Here is a 26,315-nt window from a genome sequence, read left to right as displayed (position 1 = left end):
TGAGGACGTCTCCGCCTGGCTGGCGACGCGACTGGACACGGTCTGACCCGTTAACGCAAGTGGGGAGTAACTAAGATATGATCTTAGGTGGCGCCTGACCTGTAATCGCTGACCCTAGATTGACATGGTCGCTGACCTGGGGCGCTGCTCCCTTGCTTGCTCCCGCGATAGGACTCGAACCTATAACCTGCCGGTTAACAGCCGGCTGCTCTGCCAATTGAGCTACGCGGGACCATCGTGTCGGCGCCGATCGTACCGGGGGCCGGAGCCCTCGGGGGGATCTTGCTGTCCGACTGGCAGTGGCTAGCTTACCGGAGGTTCGGCGGGATCGGCCGTGGGGTAGGTCGATGTTGCGTGGTCGTTGCCTCCCGCCGCTCGCTGGTGATTCGCGCCCCTTGCGTGGATCGGCCCTGGAATCGTCCCTACTGGCCGGTAAGGTTCGTTGTGGATGTGGTGGGCGGAGCTGGTGACCCCTGCCGCCGCTGGTCGCGGGCCACACGGACGGGTCGGGTGCCCCGAAGTGGGGAACCTCGCGGCACGTGAGCGGGTAGAACAGGAACGTCGGCCCGGAAGGGCGGCCGTGCACCGACGAGCCCACGCACACCCGCCCAGCTCGGCGAAGCCTCGGGAGGCAGCATGCGGATCCGCCCCACGGTCGCCCTCGCTTTCGTGGCCGGCTACCTGCTAGGTACCCGGGCCGGCCGGGAGAGCTACGACGAGATCGCCCGCCAGGCCCGCCTGGTCTGGGACCGCCCCGAGGTGCAGAGCGTCGCCGGCATCGTCTCGGCGCAGGTCGGCGGCATCTACAGCCGGGCCGCGGAGACGCTCAGCGGCCACGGTCGGCACGTCTCCGGGCCGGACGGTCACCGGCACGCCCGCCCAAAGGACACGCCAAGCTCGAACGGCGTCGGCGCGGCCACGATCCCCTGAGATCCGAAACGTCCGAGATTGGAACATCCGGGCTCGGAACAGCCAAGACCGGAACGCCTGAGAGGAGGGGCGACCGATGAGCCGGTCCGCCCCTCGCTCGGCGCCGGAGGGCCGCGCCGTGGCGGGTGCCGACCTTCCGCTGGCCATGTTGCTCGACCTGCTCGGCCGCCGGCACAGCCTGGCGATCTTCTGGAGCCTGCGCGCGACGCCCCGTTCCTTCCGCGCGCTGGAGGCCGGCCTGGACGCGCCGACCGCGCAGCTCACCCAGCGGGCCCGCGAGCTTCGGGAGGCCGGGCTGATCGAGGTCGACGAGGCCGGCGACTACCGCCTTACCTCCCATGGCCGCCGCCTGCAGGGCCTGCTCGAACCCCTCTCCGACTGGGCGGGCGAATGGGCCGGCCTCACCGCACGTCAGCGCACGCCCCGGGGTTCGGCCACCCGAGCCCGCGACGAGCCCTGAACCGCCGCCTAAGTTCTGAATCGCCGCCTCAAGCCCTGAACCGCCGCCCGAGCCTTCGACGCCGGACTGCCGCGCTGCCCCACCCCAGGCTCCGAGGACCGGATGGTCGCGGGCCGGCGCGGGCACCAACACGGCCCGACCCTGAGTGGGTCGGGCCGGAGCGGCCCGGGCCGAAGCAAGCCGGCCCGGGCCGGCTGGGTCATGCGCCGGGGGAAGCCGGGGCGACGGTGACGTCGCCGTCGCCGGAGCGCGCGGTGATGGCGTTCGGGGCGGCGGGATCGGTGGGGACCGTGACGCGGGCGCGGCCGTCGCCGCTGGTGGCGTCCACGCGGTAGGGGGTCGAGCCCGGCGGCAGGGTGATCTTGATGCCGCCGTCGCCGGTGGTGGCCGTCACGGCGGACGGCGCTTCGTCGAAGGCGAGCGACAGGCGGCCGTCGCCGGTCCGGACGGTGACCGAGGACGCGGTCAGGCCGGTGCCGCTGATCCCGCCGTCGCCGCTACGGAGATCGAGCGTGCCGGCCAGCCGGGTGAGAACGACCTTGCCGTCGCCGGTGACCGCGTTGACGGGGCCCGTGGTGTCGGTGATCGACAGCGAGCCGTCGCCGGTGCGGGCGTCGACCCGGCCCGTGGTGCCGGTAATGGTCAGCGAGCCGTCGCCGGTGCGCAGCGTGAGCTGGGCGGTCGGTGGGACGGTGAGCACGTAGTCGACCTCGCAGGAGTTCCCGAGGGGCCCGGCGGGGCATTTCGCGGTCAGCGCCACGCCGCCGTCCGGGGTGGCGGCACCGGAGACCGTGGGCCTGCGCAGCCCGTAGTGCTCGGTGTAGGCGACGCCGACCTGGCCATCCTTCCCGGACACGACCCGGACGTCGCCGTCGGTGGCGTTGAGTGTGATCGGCCCGCCCCGCCAGGGGTAGCTCGCGGTGTGCCGCTCGCTCGTGAGGGCCATCTGCGCGGCGGCGCTCGTCGCGGTGACCGCCGAGGCCGCGAGCATCATCGGCAGTGCCACGGCCAGGACCGCGACCCGGCCTCCGGTCAGCCGTGGCGACGAACCCGCCGGGCGGTACTCCCGCGGCTCCCGGGCGATCGCGCCCTCGTCGAACCGTCCGCCCTCGTCGAACCGCCCGGCCTCGTCCGTGTCGAGCAGGCCGCGGCCCAGTGCTCCGCTGAGGGCTCCGAAACCGTAGGCCACCGCGAGGCCGACGACGCCGACCAGCAGGCCCACGGCGCACATCAGCCAGGCCGTCGCGGAGTCGGTGACATGCAGCAGTCTGAGGTCGGCCTGCTCGCTGGGAACCCGGTGCAGCCACCAGGGCATGGTCATCAGCGCGAGCGACGTCGCCCAGAGGCTGACGGTGAGCGTGAACGACACCGTCGCGACCAGCCAGTGCACCAGCAGGTAGCCGATCGCCCGCCAGGTGGGCACGTCGCGCAGGTTCGCCCGGATCCCGCGCGGTGCCGCCGGCGCCGGCCCGAACTCGGTCCCGAGAAAGAGCCGGAGGCGGCCGCGTTCCAGTGAGGCCAGCCCGCGGGCGACGACCCCAAGGAGCAGGAAGACCGGCAGGGCGACCCAGATCAGCGGCGTAAGGCCGACGGTGAGTGCCAACAGGGTGAAGATCACCACGAACCCGACGATGCCGACCACGAAGTCGAACACCGGAAGCGCGACCCGCAGGCCGAGCTGTAGAAGGCCGTTTCCGCGCTGCCGCTCGGCCAGTTCGGCGCTCGCCATCGTGATCCTCCCGCTGGCACATCGCCATCCCGCCCGATCCGCCGGCCGGCCGATGACGCATGATCAGTTAACGCTGATCACGCTACCGAGAGCGGTCGCGCTGTCCCATGCGGTGAGCCCCCCAACCGGGAGCGGCAAGCCCCCCGGCCAAGGTAGGCATAGCCCCACCGTCGGTTCGGCCACCCGGCCGGCACTGTTCCGCCGGCTGGCGGAACAGTTGCCCGCGGGCGGTGGTTTGCCCGCCATGGGGTCGGCGGCCGGCGGTCGGCGGCCGACCGGGAGCGGGCTCGGGGGCGCGGACGCCCGGTTGCCGAGCCGCTAGCGAGTCCTATCCGAGGAGATGACGTCATGGCAGGCAAGCGCACGGTGACCGACGTGCCCGAGCGGCGCCGGTTCGAGTTGGAGATCGACGGGACTATCGCCGGGTTCGTGACGTACTCGACGTATCCCGGGATCATCGCCTTCAATCACACGGAGACCGATCCGGCGTTCGCCGGCCAGGGCGTCGGAGGTGATCTCGCTCGCGAGGCGCTCGACGCGGCCCGCGCCCGCAACCTGACGGTCTGGCCGCGCTGCCCGTTCATCCGTTCCTGGATCGAGCGCCACCCCGACTATGCCGACCTGGTCGACCCGAACTGGAGCCCCGAGCACGAGCCCGCCCACGGGCATCACCACAGCTAGGCCCAAGAGCCAGGGCCAAGAGCTGTCAGCGCGCTTCGGTCTCCCGGACCCGTCACGACCCCCGAAGGGATGACATGAAGGCGCTACAGGTACGCGAGCACGGTGACCCGACCGAGGTGCTCGACGTGGTCGACGTCGACTTACCGGAGCCCGGCCCCGGCGAGGTGCGCATCCGGGTCGGGGCGGGCTCCCTGAACTTCAACGACATCGACCGGTGCCGCGGCAAGCTCGTCTCGGTCCCGGTCCCGCCGCCGTACACCCTCGGCATGGACGTCTGCGGCGTCGTCGACGCGGCCGGCGACGGCGCCGCCGCCTGGGTCGGCAGGCGGGTCGTCGCCATCACGAAGAACGCGATCGGTGGGCTCGCCGAGTACGCGATCGCCCCGGCCGTGTCGGTGTTCGACGCCCCCGACGGCCTCGACGACGCCGAGGCGACGGCCTTCGTGATCCCCTTCCACACCGGCGCGCTCGCCCTCCTGCGCCGCGCCCGGCTGGTGGCGGGGGAGACGCTGCTGGTGCACTCGGGCGCGAGCGGCCTCGGCACCGCCGCCATCCAGCTCGGCCGGGCCGTCGGCGCCCGGGTGATCGCCACCGTCTCCAGCCCGGCGAAGGCCGCGCTGTGCGCCCGGCTCGGCGCCGAGCTGGTCGTCGACCACACCAGCGAGGACTTCGCCGAGGCGGTCCTCGAGCACACCGGGGACGCCGGCGTGGACGTCGTCTACGACCTGGCCGGCGGCGCGTTCGTCGGCAGGTCGTGGACCTGCGTCGCCCGCGAAGGGCGCTACCTGCCGATCGGCTTCGCCGACGACCCACGGAACGGGATGACCGGCCAGCCGCTGCGCCTCGCCTGCATCGGCAACTTCTCGATCGTCGGGGTGATGCTCGCTTGGGTGGACGAGGTCGACCCGGGGATGCGCCGGTTCGGGTTCAACCCGTTCGGCCGGGCGACGGCCGGCGAGGCGCACGGCCAGCTCCTCGAGCTGCTCGCCGCGGGCGCGATCCGCCCGCACGTCGGCCGGCGCGTCGCGCTGGGGGGCGCGGCCGCGGCGCTCGGTGACCACGAGGCCCGCCGCTCGGTCGGGCGCACCGTGGTCGAGATCGGCGCCTGAGCCCGCGCGCCGCCGCCGCGCCACGACCACGAAGGCTGACCTGCCCCCATGATCGCCGATAGTGCCCTGGAGAGGTCGCGGACATGGCCAGGTCACGACCTCTCCAGGGCAGAAACGGCGATCATGTCCGGCGTCGAGGCAGGGCGACCCTGGCGGGGCCGGCGCCAGCCGAGATCGGCCGCTTCGAGTGGCCCTTGCCGCGGGATGGCAGGGCGGCGCTGGCGGTGAACATTCGTTCGCATCGCGTGCTGGATTTCCTGAATGTTGCGACCGTGTGTGCCGCCAAAAAACCACTTGTCCGGTAGGGATTGACGAGATACGACCTGGTGTCTAACGTCTACCGTGTGCGGCTCGCCGCGCGGATGGGGCTGCTCGCCCCGCCTCGCGCGCGCCCCAGGGAAACAACGACCCGGTGAAAGCCCGAGGGGGCGGAAAGGGTGGAGGTGACGGTGAGCGCGCGACGTGAGGTCGACGCCGACGGCCAGCTCCTGGTGGCCCGCAGGCACATCGACCTGGCCCGCAGTAGCAGCGCGCTCTGTCGTCGCTGACCGTTTCCGGCCCGCGGCGAACCGCCGGCGGCGGGACGCCGGCGGCTCCCCGCCAGGATTGATTTCGTTTTCCGATTCTCGCGGCGGACTTTTGGTAACCGTGAGGCGACCTTTCCCCGCCGGCTCACCGCGCTTTTGCGCGGCCGGTCCCGTCGTCCTGCCCGCGGCGCGTAGATGCCCGCGTGCTCCACGGCAGCCCGGGCCTTTGGCGTCGACGCCCGTTCCAAGCCTTCCTGAGCCCGTTCCGGGACTTTCCGAGTCCGTTCCGATGAGAGAACACAGCCCTCAGTGGACATAGCCGTGAGTGAATTCCGTGAGTGAGCGCGTGGACGCGTCGTCGGCGCATCGGCCCGACGCGTCGCTCGTCGCCGTGTCGCCCGTGCCGCCCGCGCCACCCGTGGGCGCCGGGCCGGCGGACGAGCCAGCGCGCCTCACGCTGGCCGGACCACCGGCGGCGCGGCGGGTGATCCCGCAGCGCCGGCCTGGGCGCTGGATCGCCACCGTGGTCGTGCTGGTGGTGCTCGCCCAGGTCATCCATGGCCTGGTGACCAACCCGTTCTACCAGTGGGACCGGTTCGACTACTGGTTCTCCCGGCCGGTGATCCTGCGGGGCCTGCTGATCACTCTGCAGGTGGCCGCGTGGAGCGCGGTGTTCGGGCTGGTCGGCGGGATCGTGCTCGCGCTCGGCCGGCTCTCCCGCAACCCGATCCTCAGGTCGGTGAGCTGGGTCTACATCTGGCTGTTCCGATCGGTACCGCTGATCGTCGTGCTGATATTCCTCTACAACTTCAGCGCGCTGTACCAGACGCTCAGCGTCGGCGTGCCGTTCGGGCCGGCGTTCTTCAGCTTCGACGAGACGGCCCTGTTCAGCGAGCTGGCGATCGCGGTGATCGGCATCAGCCTGAACGAGGCCGCCTACGCCGCCGAGGTGGTGCGTTCCGGGGTGCTCTCGGTCGACCAGGGGCAGCACGAGGCCGCGTCCGCGCTCGGCCTGCCGCGCTTCTACCAGTTCCGCCGGATCGTGCTGCCGCAGGCGCTCCGGGCGATCATCCCGTCCTACGTCAACCAGCTGATCGGCCTGATCAAGGCGACGTCGCTGGTCTTCTACGTCTCGCTGCTCGACATGTTCGGCACGGTGCAGACGATGGGCGCCAGCTACCCGGGGGACATCATCCCGCTGCTGCTCGTCGGCACGGTCTGGTACGTGATCCTCACCAGCGTCGTGTCGGTCGCGCAGTACTACGTCGAGCGCTACTACTCCCGCGGCGCGCTGCGCGCGATGCCCCTGACGCCCCTGCAATGGGTGCACGCCAGCGTCCGTGACCTGCGGCTGCGGTTCACGGCGGCGGTGGCCCGATGACCTTCGCCCAGACCACCGAGAGCGCCCGGCCGACGGCGCCAGGCCAGGCGACCGCCGCGCCCGCGGTCGCGCCGGCGAGCGCCGCCGCGGTCGAGATCCACGACGCGCACAAGTGGTTCGGCGCCCACCACGTCCTGGCCGGAATCTCCCTCGCGGTACCCGCCGGCGAGGTCGCCGTCATCCTCGGTCCGTCCGGCTCGGGCAAGTCCACCCTGCTGCGGGCGATCAACCACCTCGAGAAGCTCGACGTCGGCCACGTCGCGATCAACGGCGAGCTGATCGGGGTGCGCCGTCATGGCGACCGGCTCAAGGAGCTGCCCGAGCGGGCGATCCTGGCCCAGCGTGCCCGGATCGGCTTCGTGTTCCAGAACTTCAACCTGTTCCCGCACCTGACCGTGCTCGACAACGTCACCGCCGCGCCGGTGGCCACCGGCAGACTGAGCCGCGCCGAGGCGGCTGAGTTCGCCCGCGCGCTGCTCACCCGGGTGGGGCTCGCGGACAAGATCAATTCCTATCCGCGCCAGCTCTCCGGCGGGCAGCAGCAGCGGGTCGCGATCGCGCGGGCGCTCGCGCTGCGGCCCGGGGTGATCCTGTTCGACGAGCCGACGTCGGCGCTCGACCCGGAGCTCGTCGGCGACGTGCTCGCGGTCATCAGGGACCTGGCGTCCAGCGGCACGACGCTGGTCATCGTCACCCACGAGATCGGCTTCGCCCGCGAGGTGGCCGACCTGGTGGTGTTCCTCGACGAGGGCCGGATCGTCGAGCAGGGCCCGCCGTCCGAGGTCCTCGACAACCCTCGTCATCCCAGAACCCGCGAGTTCCTCAGCAAGGTCCTCTAGGCCGAGACGGCGCCGGTTTCCTGGCACCGCCACCGGCCGCCGTCCGGACATCGGCGACGGCGGCCGGCCCGGCCCGGCGGGCGCTGTCGCGCGCTGTCGCGCGCCCGCAGGACTCCTTCTCAGACCCGTTCCAACGCCAGTCGGGAGCGGTTTCCCGCGGCCACGAGAAAAAGAAAGGCAAGGAGAATCATGCGTGGATTCCGGCCCAGGTCCGTCCGGGCCGCGGTGGCGGGGACAGCCGCCGCCGTCGCGCTGGCGGTCGGCCTGACCGCCTGCGGCGGCGGTGACGACGACGACTCCGCGGCACCCGCCGCCGCGAACGGCACGACCGTGGTCACCGTCGGCGCGGTGTCGAACGGCGCGGCCAAGCAGGTCGACCTCAGCGTGCCGGTGGTCGAGGAGATCCGGGCCAAGCTGCCCGCCGAGATCCGGGACAGCGGCGAGCTGGTCATCGGGCTTGGCCTGCTGCCCACCGGGGCGCCGCCACTGGGCTACATCGGTAGCGACCAGAAGACGCTCACCGGTTCCGAGCCCGACCTCGGCCAGCTCATCGCCGCGGTCTTCGGCCTCAAGCCGGTGCTCGAGAACGCGACCTGGGAGAACCTTTTCGTCGGCATCGACAGCGGCCGGACCGACGTCGGTATCACGAACATCACCGTCACCGAGGAACGCAAGCGCAAGTACGACTTCGCGGCGTACCGCGACGACAACCTCGCGTTCGAAGTGCTCAAGTCCAACGACTGGAACTTCGACGGCGACTACCGGAACCTCGACGGGCTCACCGTCGCGGTCGGCTCCGGCACCAACCAGGAGAAGATCCTGGTCGAGTGGCAGACCAAGCTCGCGGCCGAGGGCAAGAAGCTTGAGATCAAGTTCTTCCAGGACACCTCGTCGGCCACCGTGGCGCTGAGCTCCGGCAAGGTCGACGCCCTCTTCGGGCCCAACCCGTTCTCGGCCTACCACGTCACCCAGACGGCCAGCACCCCGAACCCGACCCGGGTCGCCGGCCAGTGGTCCGGCGCCGGCGAGAGCCTGCAGGGCCTGATCGCGGCGACGACGAAGAAGGACTCGGGCCTGGCCCAGCCGCTCGCCGACGCGATCAACTATCTGATCAAGAACGGTCAGTACGAGAAGTGGCTGGCTGCCTGGAACCTGCAGGACGAGGCCGTGTCGACCTCCGAGGTGAACCCGCCCGGTCTGCCGCTCACCAACGCCTGAGCCAGCTCCACCCGTCGCCGGGCGCGCCCGCGGGCCTTCTTCCAGGCCGCGGCGTGCCCGGCACGGCGCTGTACTCGTCATTCTTAGCCGAGGAGCGCAACCCCGATGGGCACTCCAACCGACGTTCGCCCCCGCCCGTTCGAGGACGACGATCCGGCAGCCGGGCCGGAGGGCGAATCCGAGTCGCATGTGCTGGACAACCCGGTGTACTGGTCGCTGAGGGGAGCGCACGCGCACCTCGCCGAGCGGCGCGGCAGTGTCCTGCGCTATCCGGTCGACGTCTCCCCGTTCATGGGGATCCCCGACCGGCTGGACCCGGGTGTCTGGGACGACCTGGCCGCCCTCGTCGGACCCGGCGGGCTCGCGCCGTTCACCCGGCAGCCGGACGTGGTCCCGCCCGGCTGGGAGGTGGCGCTGAGCGGCCCGGGAGTGCAGCTCGTCGACGAGAGCCTCGAGGCCGCCCCCGATGAGGAGGCCGTCCGGCTCGGCCCGGCCGACGTGCCGGACATGCTCGCGCTCGTCGCGGACACCCAGCCCGGCCCGTTCCTGCCGCGCACCATCGAGCTGGGTACCTACCTCGGCATCCGCCGCGGCGGGGCACTGGTCGCGATGGCCGGCGAGCGGCTGCACCCACCGGGCTGGACGGAGATCAGCGCCGTCTGCACAGACGCCGCGTTTCGCGGCCAGGGGCTCGCCACCCGGCTGGTGAAGGCCGTCGCGCACGGTATCCGGGCACGCGGCGAGACCCCGTTCCTGCACGCCGCCGCGGACAACACGAACGCCATCCGGCTGTACCTGTCGATCGGCTTCCGACTGCGCCGCAGGCCCGAGTTCTTCGTCCTGCGCGCGCCGGGCACCGCTCCGGCGGGCTCCGACGGGTGGGGAGCGCTGGGCGCCGGCGCGGACCCGCGGGAGCGGTAGCGGGCGCTCGGCTCCTCCGCGTGTCCTACCCGGACGAGATCCATATCCGGCTCGCCCAGGAGGCGCTGACCGCGCCGGCCCCGCGGCGCGGCGTGGGCCGCGGTCAGGAGCCGGGGAAGGTTCCCGGATCGACGGGGCTGGTCGCGGCGTTGCCACCCGCGGTCGTGTAGAGGGTCAGCGTCCAGGTCGTGTACTCGATCGAGTCGGGCAGCGACCGGGTCGTGAACTCCAGCGGGTCGTCGAACCTGTCGAACTCGCAGTCGCGGGTGAACCGGCGGTTGGCGTCGTCCCAGTCGTGGCCGGTGGTGTAGAACGCCTCGTAGGTGCCGTTCGGGATTCCGGTCACGGTCGCCGTGCCGCCCTCGGCGACGAAGATGGCGCGGACCAGCTCGCCGCCCTGCATCAGCTTCACCACGGCGTCCGCGCCGCTGCCCGCCTCGACCGTCAGCTGGCCGTAGCCGCCGTGCCGGCCGCCGCCCAGGTTCCCGTTCGCCGGGCGGCGGTTCTGGTCCGGGGAGCCGGGCGGCAGGAACCCGCCGAACGCGTACGGATGGTCGGGCTCGGCGGTCGCCACCCCGAGCACCGCCAGACGGAACAGGTGCGCGCCGTTGCCGCTGACCGCCCGGGGCAGGCCCGACCCCCCGGTGCACAGGATCTGCTTGCCGGCGTCGCCCGCCACCGTCGACAGGTCGTTGGACAGCGCGCGCATCCCGGCCACCAGGTCCAGGTTCGGCGTCGCCACCGCCTGCGGGGCCTTCAGCTTCTCCAGGTTGTCGGCCTGGATGTCGAGGTTGAGCGCGACGGCGGACAGCGCCCCCTCGAGATCGGTCGGGGTCTGCGCGCCGCCGATGGCCGCGAACCCAGGGGCGAGCGCCGCCTCCACCTCGGAGAGCGCCTTCTGGTAGTCGGCGCGCGAGATCGGTGGCTGGGGCGGCGGCGTCTTGGGCGTGATGGAGGTTGGCACGGCGGAGGTGGGCGGTGGCGGCGTCGGCTCGCCACTACCGCCGCCGCACGCGGCGACGGCCACCAGCAGTACGGAACCCGCGATGCACAAAGACATCGGAAGGTCACGCTTTGTTGCCACGACAACCTCGCATGCCGGGCGAATAGCGAATAATTCGGCGTCAAGCTCTGACACCCGGAGCGTATGGGATGTTGCGCACCGCATCCCGCGATTTCTGTGGACGATGCCCCGCGCGGGATGTCGGCTGCGTGACAGGGCGCGCCCAGCCCGCCGGCCGTCCGCGCCCATGCCGGGCGGCCCTGGCCCAGAGATCGCCCTGGGGCAGGGCACAACGGGGTGGACCCGTCAGTGGCCCAGGAGACGGGTGAGCCAGGCGCCGGAGGTCTGCCGTTCGTCCTCGGCGCGGTCAGCTGAGCCGGGAAAATCCCGGCGCCGACCCGCTCGCGCTCCGTCCCGGCCGCGTCGCCGGCGGGACGCGGCGAACCGGCCGCCGGGACGCGGAGTCGCTGGGACGCGGAGTCACCGGGACGCGGAGTCACCGGGACGCGGAGTCGCTGGGACGCGGAGTCGCTGGGACGCGGAGTCGCTGGGACGCGGAGTCGCCGGGCGCCGAGTCGCCGGGACGGCCGCCGGCGAGCGCCGGCGGCGCGGCCGCCGGTGGCCCGGAACTGTGGCCTGAAACTACTCGGGCGAGGACCTATTCGGGCCAGGAGGAGTTCAGGACGGCGTCGACGAAGTCGGCGCGCTGGAAGCCGGGCACGAAGTGCTCCAGCACGTCGGCCTTGATGTTGCCGAAGGTGGTCTCCGGCCTGGGGGCGATGCCGGCGGTGAAGGCCCGCAGAATCTCGTTCTTGAAGTCGGGCCGGGGGTGCAGCCTGGTGACGGCTTCCCGGTCGGCGTCGCTGAGGTCGTCGTAGCCGATTCCCAGCACGTCGTACTCCACGCCGGCCGTCACCAGCGCGACCTCGGGCTCCATGTACTCCGGGATTCCCGGCGTGGTGTGCAGCGCGATGGCCGTCCAGACGCGCCGGATGCTGTCCTCGGGTACGTCGTGGCGCCGCAGGAAACGGCGTGCCTCGTCGGCGCTGTCGACCTCGAATCGCCGGCCGCTGCCGCGGAACCGCTCGCCGAGGCCCAGGTCGTGGAACATCGCGCCGACATAGAGCAGCTCCGGGTCGAAGCTCAGCCCGCGGTGGCGGCCCCGCAGGCTGCCGAACCAGTACACCCGCCGCGAATGGTGGTAGATGAGGTCGTCCGCCGCGTCGCGCACCAGCTCCGTCGCCTCCCTGGCCAGCGCCGTGTCCGGCACGGCCACCCCGGCGACCAGATCCGCGCTGATGGACATGGAACCTCCTCGCCGAGACATCCGGCCGAACCGACGACCCACCCAGGATGTGTCCGGCCCTTCCGCGCCGCACCCCGGCGAGCCCGGGGCGGCGACCGGACACGGTCCACAGAAGCGTCTGCTAGGCCCTGCCGCTGGTTTCCTCCTCCTCTTCCTCCTCCTCTTCTTCCTCCTCGGCGTCGGCATCGGCCTCGTCTCGGCCGGATCCCTCGGCGGTTTCCTGATCTTCGTCCTCTCGGTCCTCAGGTTCTTGGTCCTCAAATTCCGGCGCCTGCGCCTCGCCTTCCGCGGGCTCGCCCGACTCCGACTCCCGTGCCTCGGTGTCCCGCGGCTCGGTTTCCTGGCTCTCATCCTCGGGCTGGCGGACGACCTTGCCGTCGCGGATCTCGCCGCGCCACGATCCACTGGCCTCGCCCTTGACGGTGACGAAGCGGCGGAAGTTCTTCAGATCCAGGCGGGCGCGCCGGCCGCCGGCACGCCAGAGGTTGCCGGTCTTCTCCATGAACCCGCTCGGGTAGTACTCCATGGTCAGCTCGACCCGGGTCAGGTCGTCGGCCAGCGGGTGAAACGTCACCGCGCCCTTGGTCGTCCCCTTGGCGCCCTCCGTCGTCCACTTGATCCGCCGGTCCGGGACCTGTTCCAGGGTCTTGGCCTGCCAGGTCCGCCGGGACTTGAAGACCTTCACCCGCCAGTTCTGCTCCGTCTCGCTCTTCGGGTCGACGCCTTCGACACCCTTCATGAACTTCGCGAAGTCCTGGAACTGGGTCCACTGGTCATAGGCGGTGGAGACCGGCACCGCCACGTCGACGTTTTCCGCGATGTGGGTGACCTTCGGCGGCCCAGGCTCGCCCGTCTTACCCGCCTTGCCCACCCCGCCGCCCATGCCGAGCGCCCCCTTCGCCTTCTCCTTCAGCGCGCTCAGCGCCGTCGACGTCGCCGCCTTGCCGGGGGACTCGCCCGCGGCGAGCTTCTTGATCCCCTCGGCCGCCGGCCCCAGCCCGCCGGTCGCGGAGCCGATGCGTTCACCGACCTGCTTGACCGCCGCTTGGCCTTCGGCGGCGAGGAAGCCCTTCACCTCCCGCATGAGCTTGTCGGTCGCCGGGTTGTGCAGCAGCGTGCCGACGAGTCCCTTTCCCTGCGTCTGGCTGGACTCGGCCATCTCGACTCACCTACCTCGACCGCGGCGCCGCGGCGCCGGTCCGTTCCCGGCCCGGGACCGGCTTGCCCGTGGGCCGGTCCGCCGGCGGCCGGAAGTCCAGGTGCCGGGACGGGGGACGTCGGTCCGTCGCCTTGGCCGTCTCCCGGCCTTCGGGCTCAGCGCTCTCGCCCGCCGAAGCGGGCTCTTCCCGCCCGGCCGAGCGGGCCCGACCCGCGCTGGCCGACGCCCGGTCGGCTCCGGCGGCCTGCCGCTTCCTGGTCTTCGCCGGCTCGGCCGGCGCCTCCTCGGCCGGCGCCTCCTCGGCCTTCCCGGCCTGTTCGGCCGGCGCCTCGGCCCGCTCAGGTGCCTCGGCCTGCTCAGGTGCCTCGGCCTGCTCAGGTGCCTCGCCCTGCTCGGCCTTTTCGCCCTGCGGGCCGCCCCAGCGGCCGAGCGCGCCGGTCAGCTTGCCGGTGAGTGCCCCGGCCTTCCCGCCCAGGTCAGCGGCCGGCGCCTTGTCCAGCGATTGCCGCAGCTCGGACGTGCGGTGGGACAGGTCGCCCGTCAGCTTTTCGACCCCGCGTTCGTAGGTCGACAGGGCGGCCTTCTCGGCGGCCTCGAGCGCCGGCCCGCGCAGCTGGGCTACCAGCTTCTTCCCCTCCTCGGAGGCGAGGAACTTCAGCGCGCGGGACCGGGCCAGGTCTTTGACGTTGGTGTTGCGTCCGCGGCTCCATAGCGCGAGGCGTATGGCCGCCTTGCCCTTCTTGGTTCTGCCGAGGACGTAGCCGACCACGCCGGCGACTATCAGCTTGGGGTTCATCGCGGACTCCTTCCGGCCCTTCGCTGGGCCATCGGGCTCACCAGCCCCACCGGCCGCGCGACGGCTCGCTGGCCGCCCCGGCGGGTTCGTCGGGCTCGACGAGCTCGAGGAAGTGGAAAACGGGCAACGGCCCGACGTACCCGATCACGAGTTCGGGATGGCCGTGGCGGACGCGCTCCACCGCCTGGTCGAACTGCTCCAGGTCGAGGTGGCCCGGGCCGGCGTCCCGGTGGACGAGGAAGGCCCAGCGCAGGACGGGATCCTCCGGGCCGCCCATCGCCCACCGTCCGGTGTCCGCCACCGCGCAGGGGCGTAGTTCCTCGAGCAGGATCTCCGCCTGGTGCAGGCGGCGCAGGACGACGCCGTCAGCGACCCGTTCACCGAGCGCGACCCGGTTCGACAGGTCCGCGTCGCCCGACCTGTCCCGGGCCGCGGCCAGCGACGGGTCGGCCGCGATGACCGCCCGGATGGCGCTCATCTCCGACTCGTCCGCGTCGACGTGCACCTCGACGAAGCCCTCCAGCGCGTCGAGCCGCCGGCGCAGCTCGGGGGCCGCCTCGCCCAGCACCTCCTCGCGGACGGCGTCCTCGTCGGGAGCGACCGATCCCAGCCGCAGCGGGATGACCGGGCCGGCGTCGAACAGTTCCAGGAGGACGTCGAGGTGGCGTTCCGCGTCCCGGTCGGCGACCCGTATCGCGTCAGCGACCGGACTGACGACGGCGGCCACCGGGCCGTGCCGCACCAGCTGGATCCGTCCCGGCGGGTCACCGACGCCGAGCGACGCCGGGTCGGGCGGCGGGTGGTCGTCGCGGACCACGCCGTAGAGGAACAGCGGCGCCATGTCAGCCCCCGCCGCGCCCGCCGCCCCGGCCGGTGGGCGCGGCCCGGCCAGGAGGCAGGTCGCGGGCACCGTTGTGGGAGTACTCGCGGGCATCGCTGTGGGAGTACTCGTGCCGGGAGCCACGCTCGATCTCGGCCTCGTCCCGGTCGTCGTCGCCGCGCAGCGACGAGACGAAGTCCTGCGCGGTGTCCTTGACGCCTTCCAGGGCTCCCTTCGCCTTGTGCCGCGATCCGCCCTCGCTGACGGACTGGACGAGTCCGGGAACACCCGTGACCTGTTCCCGCTCCCTCGAGGACAGGTCCAGCCGGTTGACCGCCTCGGCGAACCGTAGGTAGGTGTCGACGCTCGCGATGACGATCCGGGCATCGATGGTGAGGATCTCGATGCCGACCAGCGCGACCCGCACATACGCGTCGATGACGATGCCCTTGTCGAGGACGACCTCGAGCACGTCAGCGAGGCTGCTCGGGCGGGGAGCGCGATTGATCGACTGTGTCGCCAAAGTCATGGCAGGTCCCAACCGGGCGGCGCCGCGCCGCGAGCCCGCGCCGCCGGCCGCCCTCTCTCGTGGTGGCGCCGGCCGGTCCCCAGGAGGCCGCCGGCAGCCGGTATCCCGCTGCCTGTGCGCGGGTCGTCGTCCCGCTCGCGACCCGCGTCGCTTGGCCCGCCGGCGGCACCCCTGCCGGTACGGCCGGTGGCACCCCCACCGGTACGGCCGGCGGCGCCCCCGCGGGTACGGCTGGCGCCGACGTCGGGCGGCGGCCAGTCGCCGACCAGCTCGCGGGCCCGCTCGGTGGCCGACCGTGCCTGCTCGGCGCTGACGCCCAGCGACTCCCGGACCTCCGCGATGGCCGCGCGCACCTCGATCAGCGCCCGGCCCAGGTCCTCGACCCGCTCCGGGGGCAGCGTGCCGCTGTCCATCCGGCGCACCGCCTGGCGCTCCAGCAGGTCACGGAGCAGCTCGAGGAGCACCACGACGACCTGCCCCAGCCCGCGCCCGACCTCCTCCGGGTTCGCGGTCAGGCGCACGGCGCGGCCACGGCGTCCCGGCGCCGTCACGGCTCGGCCCTCGCGCCGGCTCTGTGCCGCCGGGCGCCCTCGTCGGCGTGCCGCTCGCCGCCGGCCGCGGTGTCACTCCTTGCGTCGCCCGCGAGGTCACCGCGGACCACGTCGCCCTCGATCACGTCGCCCGCGCCGTCCAGCGCGTCGCCGGCGCGCTCGTCGCCCGACGTCAGGTAGGGGCGAAGCTCCGCCCCGGCACCCGCCTCGATCGCGCTCTGCGCGCCGACGAGCAGCAGCCGCAGGTCCAGGCGGATCAGGTCGACCTCGGCCAGGCCGATGATCACGTCGCCGCTGACCACGACCCCCTGGTCGACGACCCGGTCCAGCAGGTCCGACAACGCGCGGCCGGTCCCGAGCCCCCGGCGGCGGGCCGGTCCCGGGCCGCGGCCGGCCCCATGGGCGGCCCTCGGGTCACGCCGCGGCTCGGCCCGGCGGGCGGGGTCAGACATCGCGCGCCTCCCCAAGTGTCAGCCGGACGAAGGAGTACGGCGGCCAGGGGCCGGTGAGGCGGGCCTCGCAGCCGGCGTCCGTCAGCTCGTGCTCGGCCGCGTCCGCGGCGTCGAGGAAGTCGTCCTCCTTGGTGGACGCGACCAGGTAGGCGGCGCCCAGGCGCCCCGCTCCCGGGCGCCCGGACCGCATCGCCGTCTCGGACGCCAGCGCGGCGAGCTCCTCGTGGATCCGGCCGGTCAGCTCGGTGAGGCGTTCCTCGCGCAGCGCGGCGCGGCGCAGGTCCTCCCGCCGGGCCGACAGGTAGGCGGTCCCGCTCCCGGCCCCCGGCCGCTCGCCGCCAGCCCCCGGCGGCTCACCGCCGTCGCCGATGCCCGTGGCCGGGGCGTCCGCCTCGCCGGCGGTCTCGCCGTCCCGCGCGGGCGTGGCCTCGTCTCGCGGGGGCGTGACCCGCAGGCCCCACTCGCGGTGGTCGCGGACCCGGTCCAGCTCGCCCGCCAGCTCGCCCGCCGACGCCCGCAGCAGCCGCTCGGCCCGTGACCGGTCCGGCAGGACCGTGCCGAACCGCAGCGGCAGCACGGGACCGCGCTCGAGAAGCCGGCTCAGGACCCGGTCATGCCGGCCGGCGAGTTCGGCGAGCCGCCCGGACTCGGACAGCTGCCCCGCCGCGGAGACCTCGTCCTCCAGCCCGGTCAGCAACCCCAGGTCGATCGGAGAGGTGACCAGCGCGGCGTCCCCGACCGCCACGGTCTCGACCGGGGCCCGGTCGTCCAGGCCGACGAGGTCATGCGCATCCGTCGTCACGTCCGTGATGCCGTACGCGTACAGGCCGGTCCGCGCCGGGGGAGCGCCGCGGGGCACCTCGGCGACCGATCCGGTCTCCGGCGGCTGGCCACGGGCCCGCTTCGACGCCGGTTCCAGCGGTTCCGGCGGTGCCGCCGGTTCCGGCGGTGCCGCCGGTCCAGCGAGTTCAGCCGGTCCAACTGGCTTGGCCGGCTCCGGCGGCTCGGCCGGCTCGGCGCGCGCTGTCGGCGGGTTCGCGCTCGTCGGCCGGGCGGTCGCCGTCGACTGGGTCGTCGCTGTCGGCCGGTCCGGCGGAGCCGGGCGGTCCGGCGGTCGGGTGCGTGCCGGCGCGGGCGCCTCCTCGGCGAGGGCCGCGGCGACGATCTCCTCGGCCAGCGCGGCGGCCAGCCGCTGGCGGGCCTGCTCCCGCGCGTCCGCCACCGCCTCGTCGAGGACGCCTGGTACGAGCCGGTCGGCGAGCTGGCGGATGCCTCCGGGTGGCCGCGTCATCGGGACCTGCCAGCTTCGGTCCGACGGCCAGGCCGCCGGGTGGCGCCGACGGGCTCCTCGGCCCGCCCGCCGGCCCGCGTCGCGAGCACGTCGGCCGCCGAGGCGCCCGTCTCGGCGCTCGGCAGGGCGGCGGACGCCTCGGGGCGGGAGCCCACCGCGCGCTCCAGCGCGTCGAGACGTTCCCGCAGCCGCCGGTTCTCGTCGGCGAGGGCGTCGGGGTCCCGCTCCGGCGCCCGCGTGGCCCGGGAGCTGAAGAACGGGTCGTTCAGCCACCAGTCCAGGCCCATCTCCCGGGCGGTGTCCGCGGAGGCGATGAACAGCCGGAGCCGCAGCGTCAACAGCTCGACGTCGAGCACGCTGACGACCACGTCCCCGACGATCACGACGCCCTTGTCGAGGACGCGCTCCAGCACGTCGGCGAGCGTGTCGCTGCGCGGCCCGGTCCACTGCCGGGTGGGCCGGTGCGCGGTCAGGATCTGCTCGGTCATCGCGCTGCCAGGGATGGTGATGGGCCCGCCTCCAGGGCGGGCGGGGCGACGCGGGGGCGGGGCGGGACCAGAGCGGCCGCCGGCCGGGGAAGGCAGTCGGGTCGGACAGCCCGCTCAGAGCGGGTCGGTGGCGCCGCGGACGAACCGGCGCAGCCGTTCGTAGCCGCACAGGTTGCCGTCCGCGTCGACGTCCGCCCGGTAGGTCGCGAGCACGCTGGTCGTGCTGGGGATCCGTTCGAGTTCGACGACGTCGATGAGAACGGACCAGCCGTCGTCGGCGGGGCGTACCCCACTCACTCGTTCCGGCTCCTGGCCGGTGAGCTGCGCGAACTGGCCGAGCGCCGAGCGAAGGACCGAGGCGAGCCCGCCACGGGCGACGGGGGCTTCGCGACCGGCGCCAAACCGGCGCTCTTCGCGTTGCGGACTGCTCACGCGATCACTCACCTGGTCGGGTCCGGGTCAAGGGGAAAGGTGTTCACGGCCGGACGGCAGCCGCCCGTTCCCCCTCCCCGCTGAGCGGCTCCGAAAACCCCGAGCCCCGGCGGACGTGGGCCGTGACCTGCCCTAACTCGGCCGTTTGTCCCATGCCGCGCCGCATGGGAGACATGGGCGACGCCGTCGGCGACCGGTCGTGCCTCCGCACCTCCGCCCGGCTGCCTCGTCCGGGTGGGGATCCCCATGGTTCGCTTCCCGGGCGGGAGGAGGCGGACATGGCCAGCGTGACGGGGCACGTCATCGTCTGCGGGCTCGGCATCCTCGGGGTGCGGGTAGCCGAGCAGCTGGTGGCGTCGGGAGTGACGGTGGTCGTCGTCGACGACCAGGACGCGCCGGTCCAGCGCCGCCGGCTGGAACGGCGGGGCGTTCGGGTGGTGCCGGAGAGCGCGCACAGCTCGGAGGCACTGCGCGAGGCGGACATCGACACGGCGCTCGCCGTCGCCGCCTGCCATGACGTCGACCTGGACAACCTGCAGACCGCGATCGCCGCCGCCGAGGTCGCGCCGGCGACCCGGCTCGTGGTGAACATCGGCAACGCCCAGCTCGGCGACCAGCTCGCCGCGGCCATCCCGACCGCGCGAGTGATCAATATGGCTGCCCGGGTGGGGCCGAGCTTCGTCGAGGCCTGCGTGCGCTCCGACGTCGTGCACGCCTTCACCATGACCGCCGGGACCGGCGCGGCCGGCCGCGCCGCCGCCGCCGCCACGCCTGGCTTCCACGAGGTCTTCGTCGTCGCCGAGGCCACCGTCGACGAGGCCGACGCCTTCCGGGCCCGCTACGGCGACCTCACCCCGATCTCGCTGCGCCGGTCCGGCGAAGGCGCCGCGATACTGTGCCCACCACGCGACATACCGCTCTTTCCGGGCGACCGGCTGACGGTACTCGGCCGGCTCGCCGAGTTCGATACCCGCGGGATGACCGTCGCCGGCCTGCAGGACGCCCGCACCTTCGCCGAGATCGCCGCCGCGGCCGCCGGCCCCACCGCCGGGCGCGCCAGCACGCCGCCGCGCCGCGGCGACGGCCACGCGCGTCACGGACAGCTGGACGACCCACGCCAGGACGGGGGCGGCCAGGGACTGCTCGGCCGGGCACGGGCCCTGATCGCGACCGTCCGCGACGAGTTCGACCGGCCCTTCCGCTGGGCGCTCGCCGCGGTGCTCGCCATCATGCTGATCAGCACGACGGTGCTGACGCTGACCTACACCGACCACAACTCGGCTGCCCCGGCCGACTTCGACGCCCTCGACGCGCTCTACCTGACGGTCGAGACGATGGCGACGGTCGGCTACGGCGACTACAACTTCGGCTCCGCCGACCACTGGCTGCAGGCCTTCGGCATCGTCCTGATGCTCCTCGGCGCGTTGTCGATCGCGGTGATCTACGCCTTCATCACCAACATCATCATCAGTCGCCGGCTCGAGCGGGCGCTCGGCCGGGGGCGGGCGGGCGCGGTGCGCGGGCACGTCGTGCTGTGCGGGCTGGGCAAGGTCGGCACGGCGACGATGGAGGGCCTGCTGCGCGCCGGCCGGCGGGTGGTGGTGATCGAGCGCAACGAGAACAACCGGTACCTGTCCGTGGCGCGCGAGCGCGGCGTCCCCGTCGTCATCGGCGACGCGACGGTGCGCGCCACCCTGCTGCAGGCCGGCATCGGTCACGCGACCACGATCGTGGCCCTCACCAGCGACGGCGTCGCGAACCTCGAGACCGTTCTGTCCGCCCGCGACGCCTACGAGGAGCTCGCCCAGGCGAGAGACGAACGCGCCCGCCACGCCGTCGGGGCCGGCGGGCGGGCCTACGGCCGGGCGCCGCGCGCCGCGGATCCGGCCGACGAGGCGGGGCTGCGGGTCGTGCTGCGGATCGCCGACTCGACGATGACCGACGAGGTGGAGCACCGCTTCAACATCCACACCGTGCGCAGCGCGGCGGCGCTCGCGTCACCGTACTTCGTCGGCGCCGCGCTCGGTTACGACGTCATCAGCACCTTCTACGTCGAACGCACCCCGTTCCTCGTCGCCCGGCTGGTCGTGCGCCCGGGCGTGGCCCTGGCCGGCCCGACGCTCGCGGAGCTGGCCACCGGCGCCCGCGTCCTCGCCGTCACGGCCCCGAGCGCGACCGTGGACTCCGTCGCCATCGTCGAGGCGGGCCAGGCGGGCCAGGCGGGCCAGGCGGGCCAGGCGGGCCAGGCGGGCCAGGTGGGTGAGGCGGATGACGCCGGGGTCGCGGCCACCCCGGCGGTGGGCGCGCAGGGTCGCGACGGTGAGGCGGCCGGCCCGACCCGGCCGAACTTCCGGCCGGGTCGGCACACCCAGCTTCGCCCTGGCGACGAGCTGCTCGTCGTCGGCCCGGTCACCCAGGTCGTCGACATGATCCGCCTGAACCACCGTCCGACCGACGCGGGCCGCGCGGCCTCGGGTGGCGCGCCGCCACAGCCCGCCCACGCGGTCTGGGCGACCGAGTCCGACCCACGCGACGACTAGAAGCCGGCCTGGCCCTGGCCACGATCGTCGGCCAGGGCCGTCTGGCGCCTCGGGAGCTTCCGCTCGCTTCCGGAACGCACCGCGCCCTCACGAGTCGTCGGCGCACCGATGCCCGACCGGCGCGGACCGGGCACGGAGCGCGGCTATTCTGTGGCGGTACGGGGGGAACATGCGACTGGCTGGTATGGCGGGTTCTGTCAGGCGGGCGCGGGGGCCGCTGCCCGTAGGCATCGGGGCCGAGGCGGGCCGATCTTGATCATTAGGATGACCGCGCGGAACGCCGCCACGGGAGTGAGCCGCGACGTCGAGGTGTCCGCGGAGCCGGACACCACCGTCGCCTCGGTGCTCGACGCGCTGCCGCTGCCCGCCGGCGGCCAGCACTGCTACGTCGGCGAGCGATGGCTCGACCCGTCGCTGACGATCGCGCGGAGCCCGCTGGCGCAGGGCGCGGTCATCAGCATCGGCGTGCCAGGCCCGGACCCGCGCGCGCTCGCGCCCGGCGTGGTCGGCGCGCTGCGGGTGGTCGACGGGCACGACGCCGGGCTCGTCGCCTGGCTCGCCCCTGGCCGCCGCGCCCTGGGCCGCGCGCCCGACGCCGACGTGACGCTCCTCTGCGAGGAGGCGTCCCGCCAGCACGCCGAGCTGGATGTCGATCTCGCCGGCCGGGTGCTCGTCACCGACGCCGGCTCGCACAACGGGACGTTCGTCGACGGTGCCGCCCTGGCCGCCCTGGACGGCCCGGCCGAGCTGCCTCCCGGCGCGGTTCTCGAGATCGGCTCCGACCGGCTGGAGTGGGAGCCGCTGGCGGCGCACCACCCGCTGGTCGCCACCCCCGCCGGCGACGGCCGGCTCGACTTCGACCGGGCCTTCGTCTCCCGGCCGGCGATCGCCCGCGCCGAGGTCACGCTCCCGGCGCCGACCGTCCGCCCGCCGACCTCGAAGATCGGAATCTGGCTGTCCGCCCTGCTGCCGGTCGTGATGGGCGTCGTGCTCGCCTTCGCCATGCAGCGGCCGCTGCTGCTGTTGATGTGCCTGCTCGGCCCACTCAGCATCATGGGCAACCAGGTCGGCGACCGGCGCCAGCGCCGGCTCGACCGGGAGCGTTACGAGCAGGCCAAGGCGGCGGTGCTGCTTGACCTCGGCGAGCGGATCTTCACCGAGGAGCGGGCGCGGCGTGCCCAGGCGCCCGACCGGGTCTCGCTGGCCATGGCCGCGACCGGCGCCAGCCGCGAGGTCTGGGCGCGCGGCGCCGACTCCCCGGACGGGATGCTGCTGCGGGTCGGCCTCACCGACGCCCCCGCGTCGCTGGACCTGCGCGGTGAACGCTGGCCGGACTTCGCCGAGCCGACGCTGCGCCGCGTGCCGCTGACCGTCGACCTGCGCGCCGCCGGGGTGCTCGGCGTCGCCGGGCCGACGGGGCCGCGCCGCGCGCTGGCCCGCTGGCTGCTCGTCCAGCTCGGCGTGCTGCGCGGCCCCGACGACCTGCGGATCGTGCTGCTCACCTCGTCCGACGACGCCGACCTCTCCTGGGCGTCCTGGCTGCCGCACACCACGGCGGGCGACGGGAGCGACGTCGCCTGCTGGGTCGGGAACACCGAGTCCACCCGGGCCGAGCGGGTCCGGGAGCTGCGCGAGCTGGTCTCGCTGCGTCTGGCCCAGCGGCGCGGAGAACGCGTCGTCCGCTTCGAGGAGGACGTCGTCGTCCTGCTCGACGGCGCGCTCGCGCTGCGCAACCTGCCCGGGATGAAGGCGGTGCTGCGCGACGGCCCGGAGGCCGGCGTCTACGTCCTCGCCGTCGACGAGCACGGCATGACCGAGTGCCGGGCGCAGTGCGTCGTCGACGACCACCTCGCCCTCCAGGTGACGCGCGGGCGCGGCGAGCAGGTCGTGCGCGGCAGCGCCGAGGGGATCGACACCGGCGAGGCCGAGATGTTCGCCCGCGCCGTCGCGCCGCTGCGCGACCGGCTCACGCTGGGCAGCTCGGACGTGAGCATCCCCCACCCGGTCCGCTTCCTCGACCTGCTCGGGGTCCGGCGGCCCACCGCCCGCGACGTCGCCGACCTGTGGGCCGCGTCGCCCGGGCCGACCACCCGGGTCGTGCTCGGCGCCGACGCCGACGGGCCGGTGACCGTCGACCTCGCCGCCCAGGGCCCGCACACCATGCTCGCCGGCGCCACCGGCACCGGGAAGAGCATCCTGCTGCAGACGCTGGTCACCTCGCTGCTGCTCGCGAACTCACCGGACGAGCTGAACCTCGTCCTCGTCGACTTCAAGGGCGGCAGCGCGTTCCTGCCGTTCGAACGCTGCCCGCACGTCGTGGCGTTGATCCGCTCGACGGGCCAGACCGCCGCGGACGTGTTCGACGAGGCCGCGGCGCGAAGGGTGCTCGCCTCGGTGCGCGCCGAGGTGAACCGCCGCGAGCGGCTGCTCGCCCGGTACGGCGGCGAGATCGACGAGTACTGGCGCGCCGGGCAGGCCCGGGGCGGCGGGGCGCCGCTGCCGCGGCTGGTGATGGTCTTCGACGAGTTCGCCCGGGTGCTGGAGACCTCGCCCGACTTCCTCAAGGAGCTCGTCAACGTCGCGGCCAAGGGCCGGTCGCTCGGCATGCACCTCGTGCTCGCGACCCAGTCGCTGCAGGGCAAGCTCACCGCCGAGCTCAAGAACAACATCGACCTGCGGATCACCCTGCGGCAGAACGAGCCGGCCGACAGCGTCGAGGTCCTCGGCGTCCCGGACGCGGCGAGCATCCCCGGCCGGCTGCGCGGGCGCGGCATGATCCTGTGCACCAAGGACGAGACCCGCACGCCGCGGCTGTTCCAGTCCGGCTACCTCGGCGACCCGCCGCCGGCCGGCGGCGCCCGCGCCGCCCGCGTCCGCCTCGTCGGCTGGTCCACGCTCGGACTGCCCCGGCCGGACGAGAAGATCGACCACGGCGGCGCCGCCACCGACCAGACGCTGACGATCTGGGCGATCGAAGAGGCCGCCGACCTCGCCGCCCGGCCGGCGCCGTTTCGCCCGCTGCTGCCGCCGCTGCCCGCCGACCTCACCCTGGCCGGCCTGGCCACCGCCGCGACCGCGCCGCCCCGGCCGAGCGAGATCCCGTTCGGGCTCGTCGACGACCCGGCCGCCCAGGCGCAGCCACCCGCCGTGTTCGACCTCGACGGCACCGAGCGGCTGCTGGTCGCCGGCGGCCCGCAGACCGGCCGCACCACGCTGGCCCGCGCCCTCGTCACATCGCTCGCCACGCGGTTCCGGCCCGACCAGGCGCACGTCTACGTCATCGAACGCACCCCGGCCGGCCTGGCCGAGTACGCGGCGCTGCCGCACTGCGGCGCCGTGGTCGCCGCCGGCGAGCCCGACCGGGTCCGCCGCCTCGTCACCTGGCTGGGCGAGGAGGTCGCCGCCCGCCAGGCGTCCCGGCTCGGTGGTGCCGGCGGCGCCGGCGGGCGCCGGCCACGGCTCGTCCTCGTCGTCGACGGCTGGGACCACTTCGAGAACCGCGACCCCGCCTTCGTCGAGACCTCGCTGCTGACCACCCTGCGCGAGGTGATCTCGTCCGGCCCGCCGGTCGGCGTGCACGTCGTCGCGCTCGGCGGCCAGGATCTGGCCGGCGGCCGGACGGCGACGCTGTTCACCCGCCGGGTGCTGCTCCCGTTCGGAAAGGAGGAGCTGCGCCGGCTGCACCTGCCCTCCGGTGCCGTCTCCCCGCCCGAGCTGCCCGGCCGGGCAGCCGACGCCGCCACCGGCGCGCACCTGCAGATCGCCCGTCCGCACCTGACCGCCGCCGAGCTCGCCGTCCTGGTCACGAGCGGCCCCGACGCCCACGCCAAGACCCGTGCCGACGACTTTGCCAACAGCCGCGTCGGCGGCCAGGCTGGCGATCTTGCTGAGGGCCGCGCGGGTTGGCGGCCTGACGTCCCTGCTCACGGCCGCCCCGGCGGCTGGGCCGGGGACTCTGACGACGTTCGCCTCGGCGGGACGGCCGACAGCCCCGCCGGTGCCCATGCCGACCATGCCCGCGCCGGTTCCGAGGCTCCTACCTACGCAGATCCCGAGGTCCTCGCCCACACCGGTGCCCACGCCGGTACCCACGCCGCCAGCGTCGACATCGGTACCGGCGGTACCGGCGCCGGTACCGATGCGGTGGCCGCCGGCGTGCCGCGCGCTTTCCCTTCGCTGCCTACGACGGTGCGCGGCGACGAGTTGGCGCTGCCCGATCCGCGCCCGTCCGGCACCTGGCTGCCGCTGGGGATCGGGGGCCGCGACGTCGCCGTCGTCGGCCTCGACCCGTTCGACGCGGGCCCGCACGCCCTGCTCGTCTCCGGGCCGCCCGGCTCCGGCCGGTCCACCGCCGCGGCGGCCCTGGCCCGGGGCCTACGCCGCCTCGGCGTTGGCGTGCTGCTCGTCGCCCCGCCACGTTCCCCGCTGGCCGCGCTCGCCGGCGCCGGCGCCGGCGCCGGCGCCGGGGCCGGGGCCGGGGCCGGGGCCGGGGCCGGGGCCGGGGCCGACGACGAGGGCGTCCGCGTCGTCGTCGGCGGCAACCTCAAGGACACCGAGCTACGCGAGGCCGCCGAGGCCTTCGGCGACGGCCAGTTCGCCGTCGTCGTCGACGACTGCGACCAGTTGAGCGTGGCGGCGTCGGTGGTGAACTTCGCGGAGGCGCCGACCCTGTTCGAGGAGGCAGCGGGCCCGTCCGCCCGCGGCCGGCTCGCCCTGTTCCTCTGCGGCGACGCCACTCCGATCTTCAACGCCCAGCGCCGGTCGTTGTTCAAGGTCGCCAGCGAGATCAAGACCACGGGCGCGGTGTTCCTGCTGACCCCCACCAACCCGCACACCACCCGTGAACACGCGGGCCTGCGCCTCGAACCCGACCAGTTCTTCCCCGCCCCCGCCGGCCGCGGCTACCTCATCACCAACGGCAAGGCCACCCTGATCCAGCTCGCGAGTTAGCGATGCGCGGGTCGGGGCGTTGGAATATCGCCCCCGGAGAACCGAGGTCTGGTCGGAACTGCTGCCCAGCAGCACTCAGTGCTCACCCGAAGCCACACCCTGTCCGACGTCAGGGGCATGTCGAACGTCCTGTCCGACGTCAGGGGCAAGAATCGAGGCCCCTCAGCGCTCTGATGTCGGACAGGATTCCCCGCAACGTCGGA

23 protein-coding genes and 1 tRNA gene are annotated in these 26,315 nt (G+C 73.7%); 11 read left to right on the top strand and 13 right to left on the bottom strand.

Annotated features, from left to right (window positions below; translation table 11 throughout):
• Positions 1 to 159: 159 nt before the first annotated feature.
• Positions 160 to 232: transfer RNA gene (locus I6A81_RS10140), tRNA-Asn, on the bottom strand.
• 404 nt (positions 233 to 636) lie between these two features.
• Between I6A81_RS10140 and I6A81_RS43160 the strand changes: the two genes are divergently transcribed.
• Both I6A81_RS43160 and I6A81_RS10130 read left to right on the top strand, forming a co-directional pair.
• Complete coding sequence (locus I6A81_RS43160; protein WP_238429739.1) at positions 637 to 930, top strand: hypothetical protein; 294 nt, start codon at positions 637 to 639, stop codon at positions 928 to 930.
• A gap of 76 nt (positions 931 to 1,006) precedes the next feature.
• Entirely contained in the window at positions 1,007 to 1,390 is a 384-nt protein-coding gene (locus tag I6A81_RS10130) for a winged helix-turn-helix transcriptional regulator (protein ID WP_203005022.1), read from the top strand.
• 199 nt (positions 1,391 to 1,589) lie between these two features.
• Here the strand turns inward: I6A81_RS10130 and I6A81_RS10125 are convergent, their stop codons facing one another.
• The gene (locus tag I6A81_RS10125; RefSeq protein WP_203005021.1) at positions 1,590 to 3,119 is read right to left on the bottom strand and encodes a sensor domain-containing protein; all 1,530 of its coding nucleotides are present in this window, start codon (positions 3,117 to 3,119) and stop codon (positions 1,590 to 1,592) included.
• 348 nt (positions 3,120 to 3,467) lie between these two features.
• On the opposite strand from I6A81_RS10125, the gene I6A81_RS10120 reads away from it, so the two are divergent.
• The 7 genes from I6A81_RS10120 to I6A81_RS10095 all read left to right on the top strand — a co-directional run bounded on the left by I6A81_RS10120 (position 3,468) and on the right by I6A81_RS10095 (position 9,795).
• The gene (locus tag I6A81_RS10120; RefSeq protein WP_203005020.1) at positions 3,468 to 3,800 is read left to right on the top strand and encodes a GNAT family N-acetyltransferase; all 333 of its coding nucleotides are present in this window, start codon (positions 3,468 to 3,470) and stop codon (positions 3,798 to 3,800) included.
• Between the two features lie 74 nt (positions 3,801 to 3,874).
• Positions 3,875 to 4,909 (top strand): quinone oxidoreductase family protein, encoded by a 1,035-nt coding sequence (locus tag I6A81_RS10115; RefSeq protein WP_203005019.1) that lies wholly within the window; start codon positions 3,875 to 3,877, stop codon positions 4,907 to 4,909.
• Positions 4,910 to 5,358: 449 nt separating this feature from the next.
• Positions 5,359 to 5,457: a putative leader peptide gene (locus tag I6A81_RS46015; RefSeq protein WP_311446889.1), complete on the top strand. Its 99-nt coding sequence runs from the start codon at positions 5,359 to 5,361 to the stop codon at positions 5,455 to 5,457.
• Between the two features lie 397 nt (positions 5,458 to 5,854).
• Positions 5,855 to 6,817, top strand: a complete 963-nt coding sequence (locus I6A81_RS10110; protein ID WP_407661281.1) for an amino acid ABC transporter permease — start codon at positions 5,855 to 5,857, stop codon at positions 6,815 to 6,817.
• Positions 6,814 to 7,656 (top strand): amino acid ABC transporter ATP-binding protein, encoded by an 843-nt coding sequence (locus I6A81_RS10105; protein ID WP_203005018.1) that lies wholly within the window; start codon positions 6,814 to 6,816, stop codon positions 7,654 to 7,656. The genes I6A81_RS10110 and I6A81_RS10105 overlap by 4 nt, the downstream gene beginning before the upstream one ends.
• A gap of 189 nt (positions 7,657 to 7,845) precedes the next feature.
• Positions 7,846 to 8,874: a transporter substrate-binding domain-containing protein gene (locus tag I6A81_RS10100; RefSeq protein WP_203005017.1), complete on the top strand. Its 1,029-nt coding sequence runs from the start codon at positions 7,846 to 7,848 to the stop codon at positions 8,872 to 8,874.
• 105 nt (positions 8,875 to 8,979) lie between these two features.
• A complete protein-coding gene (locus tag I6A81_RS10095) occupies positions 8,980 to 9,795 on the top strand; it encodes a GNAT family N-acetyltransferase (RefSeq protein WP_203005016.1) in 816 nt (271 codons plus the stop codon).
• Between the two features lie 103 nt (positions 9,796 to 9,898).
• On the opposite strand, the gene I6A81_RS10090 is transcribed toward I6A81_RS10095, so the two are convergent.
• The 11 genes from I6A81_RS10090 to I6A81_RS43155 form a co-directional block, all read right to left on the bottom strand.
• Entirely contained in the window at positions 9,899 to 10,855 is a 957-nt protein-coding gene (locus tag I6A81_RS10090; protein WP_203005015.1) for a hypothetical protein, read from the bottom strand.
• Between the two features lie 601 nt (positions 10,856 to 11,456).
• On the bottom strand, positions 11,457 to 12,104 hold the full coding sequence (locus I6A81_RS10085; RefSeq protein ID WP_203005014.1) for an HD domain-containing protein: 648 nt from the start codon (positions 12,102 to 12,104) through the stop codon (positions 11,457 to 11,459).
• 121 nt (positions 12,105 to 12,225) lie between these two features.
• Complete coding sequence (locus I6A81_RS10080) at positions 12,226 to 13,263, bottom strand: SRPBCC family protein (protein WP_203005013.1); 1,038 nt, start codon at positions 13,261 to 13,263, stop codon at positions 12,226 to 12,228.
• 10 nt (positions 13,264 to 13,273) lie between these two features.
• Positions 13,274 to 14,059 (bottom strand): hypothetical protein, encoded by a 786-nt coding sequence (locus I6A81_RS10075; protein WP_203005012.1) that lies wholly within the window; start codon positions 14,057 to 14,059, stop codon positions 13,274 to 13,276.
• A gap of 37 nt (positions 14,060 to 14,096) precedes the next feature.
• The gene (locus I6A81_RS10070; protein ID WP_307874564.1) at positions 14,097 to 14,969 is read right to left on the bottom strand and encodes a GvpL/GvpF family gas vesicle protein; all 873 of its coding nucleotides are present in this window, start codon (positions 14,967 to 14,969) and stop codon (positions 14,097 to 14,099) included.
• The gene (locus I6A81_RS10065; RefSeq protein WP_203005011.1) at positions 14,902 to 15,408 is read right to left on the bottom strand and encodes a gas vesicle structural protein GvpA; all 507 of its coding nucleotides are present in this window, start codon (positions 15,406 to 15,408) and stop codon (positions 14,902 to 14,904) included. Before I6A81_RS10065 ends, I6A81_RS10070 begins: the two co-directional genes overlap by 68 nt.
• Positions 15,405 to 15,959, bottom strand: a complete 555-nt coding sequence (gvpK, locus tag I6A81_RS10060) for a gas vesicle protein GvpK (RefSeq protein WP_203005010.1) — start codon at positions 15,957 to 15,959, stop codon at positions 15,405 to 15,407. The genes I6A81_RS10065 and gvpK overlap by 4 nt, the downstream gene beginning before the upstream one ends.
• Positions 15,956 to 16,411, bottom strand: a complete 456-nt coding sequence (locus I6A81_RS10055) for a gas vesicle protein (protein ID WP_203005009.1) — start codon at positions 16,409 to 16,411, stop codon at positions 15,956 to 15,958. The genes gvpK and I6A81_RS10055 overlap by 4 nt, the downstream gene beginning before the upstream one ends.
• Positions 16,404 to 17,702, bottom strand: coding sequence for a GvpL/GvpF family gas vesicle protein (locus tag I6A81_RS10050; RefSeq protein ID WP_203005008.1), 1,299 nt, complete (start codon positions 17,700 to 17,702; stop codon positions 16,404 to 16,406). Before I6A81_RS10050 ends, I6A81_RS10055 begins: the two co-directional genes overlap by 8 nt.
• Positions 17,699 to 18,190, bottom strand: coding sequence for a gas vesicle protein (locus I6A81_RS10045; RefSeq protein WP_203010162.1), 492 nt, complete (start codon positions 18,188 to 18,190; stop codon positions 17,699 to 17,701). Before I6A81_RS10045 ends, I6A81_RS10050 begins: the two co-directional genes overlap by 4 nt.
• A 114-nt stretch (positions 18,191 to 18,304) precedes the next feature.
• On the bottom strand, positions 18,305 to 18,622 hold the full coding sequence (locus tag I6A81_RS43155) for a gas vesicle protein GvpO (protein WP_203005006.1): 318 nt from the start codon (positions 18,620 to 18,622) through the stop codon (positions 18,305 to 18,307).
• Positions 18,623 to 18,900: 278 nt separating this feature from the next.
• On the opposite strand from I6A81_RS43155, the gene I6A81_RS10035 reads away from it, so the two are divergent.
• Both I6A81_RS10035 and I6A81_RS10030 read left to right on the top strand, forming a co-directional pair.
• Positions 18,901 to 21,162: a potassium channel family protein gene (locus tag I6A81_RS10035; protein ID WP_203010161.1), complete on the top strand. Its 2,262-nt coding sequence runs from the start codon at positions 18,901 to 18,903 to the stop codon at positions 21,160 to 21,162.
• A gap of 264 nt (positions 21,163 to 21,426) precedes the next feature.
• Positions 21,427 to 26,112 (top strand): FtsK/SpoIIIE domain-containing protein, encoded by a 4,686-nt coding sequence (locus tag I6A81_RS10030; protein ID WP_285222683.1) that lies wholly within the window; start codon positions 21,427 to 21,429, stop codon positions 26,110 to 26,112.
• Positions 26,113 to 26,315 lie beyond the last annotated feature (203 nt).

The organism is Frankia nepalensis (assembly GCF_016786325.1).
Taxonomy (GTDB): Bacteria; Actinomycetota; Actinomycetes; order Frankiales; family Frankiaceae; genus Pseudofrankia; species Pseudofrankia nepalensis.
Note: the sequence above shows the minus strand (reverse complement) of the source record. Positions and strands in the feature narration are given on the sequence as shown.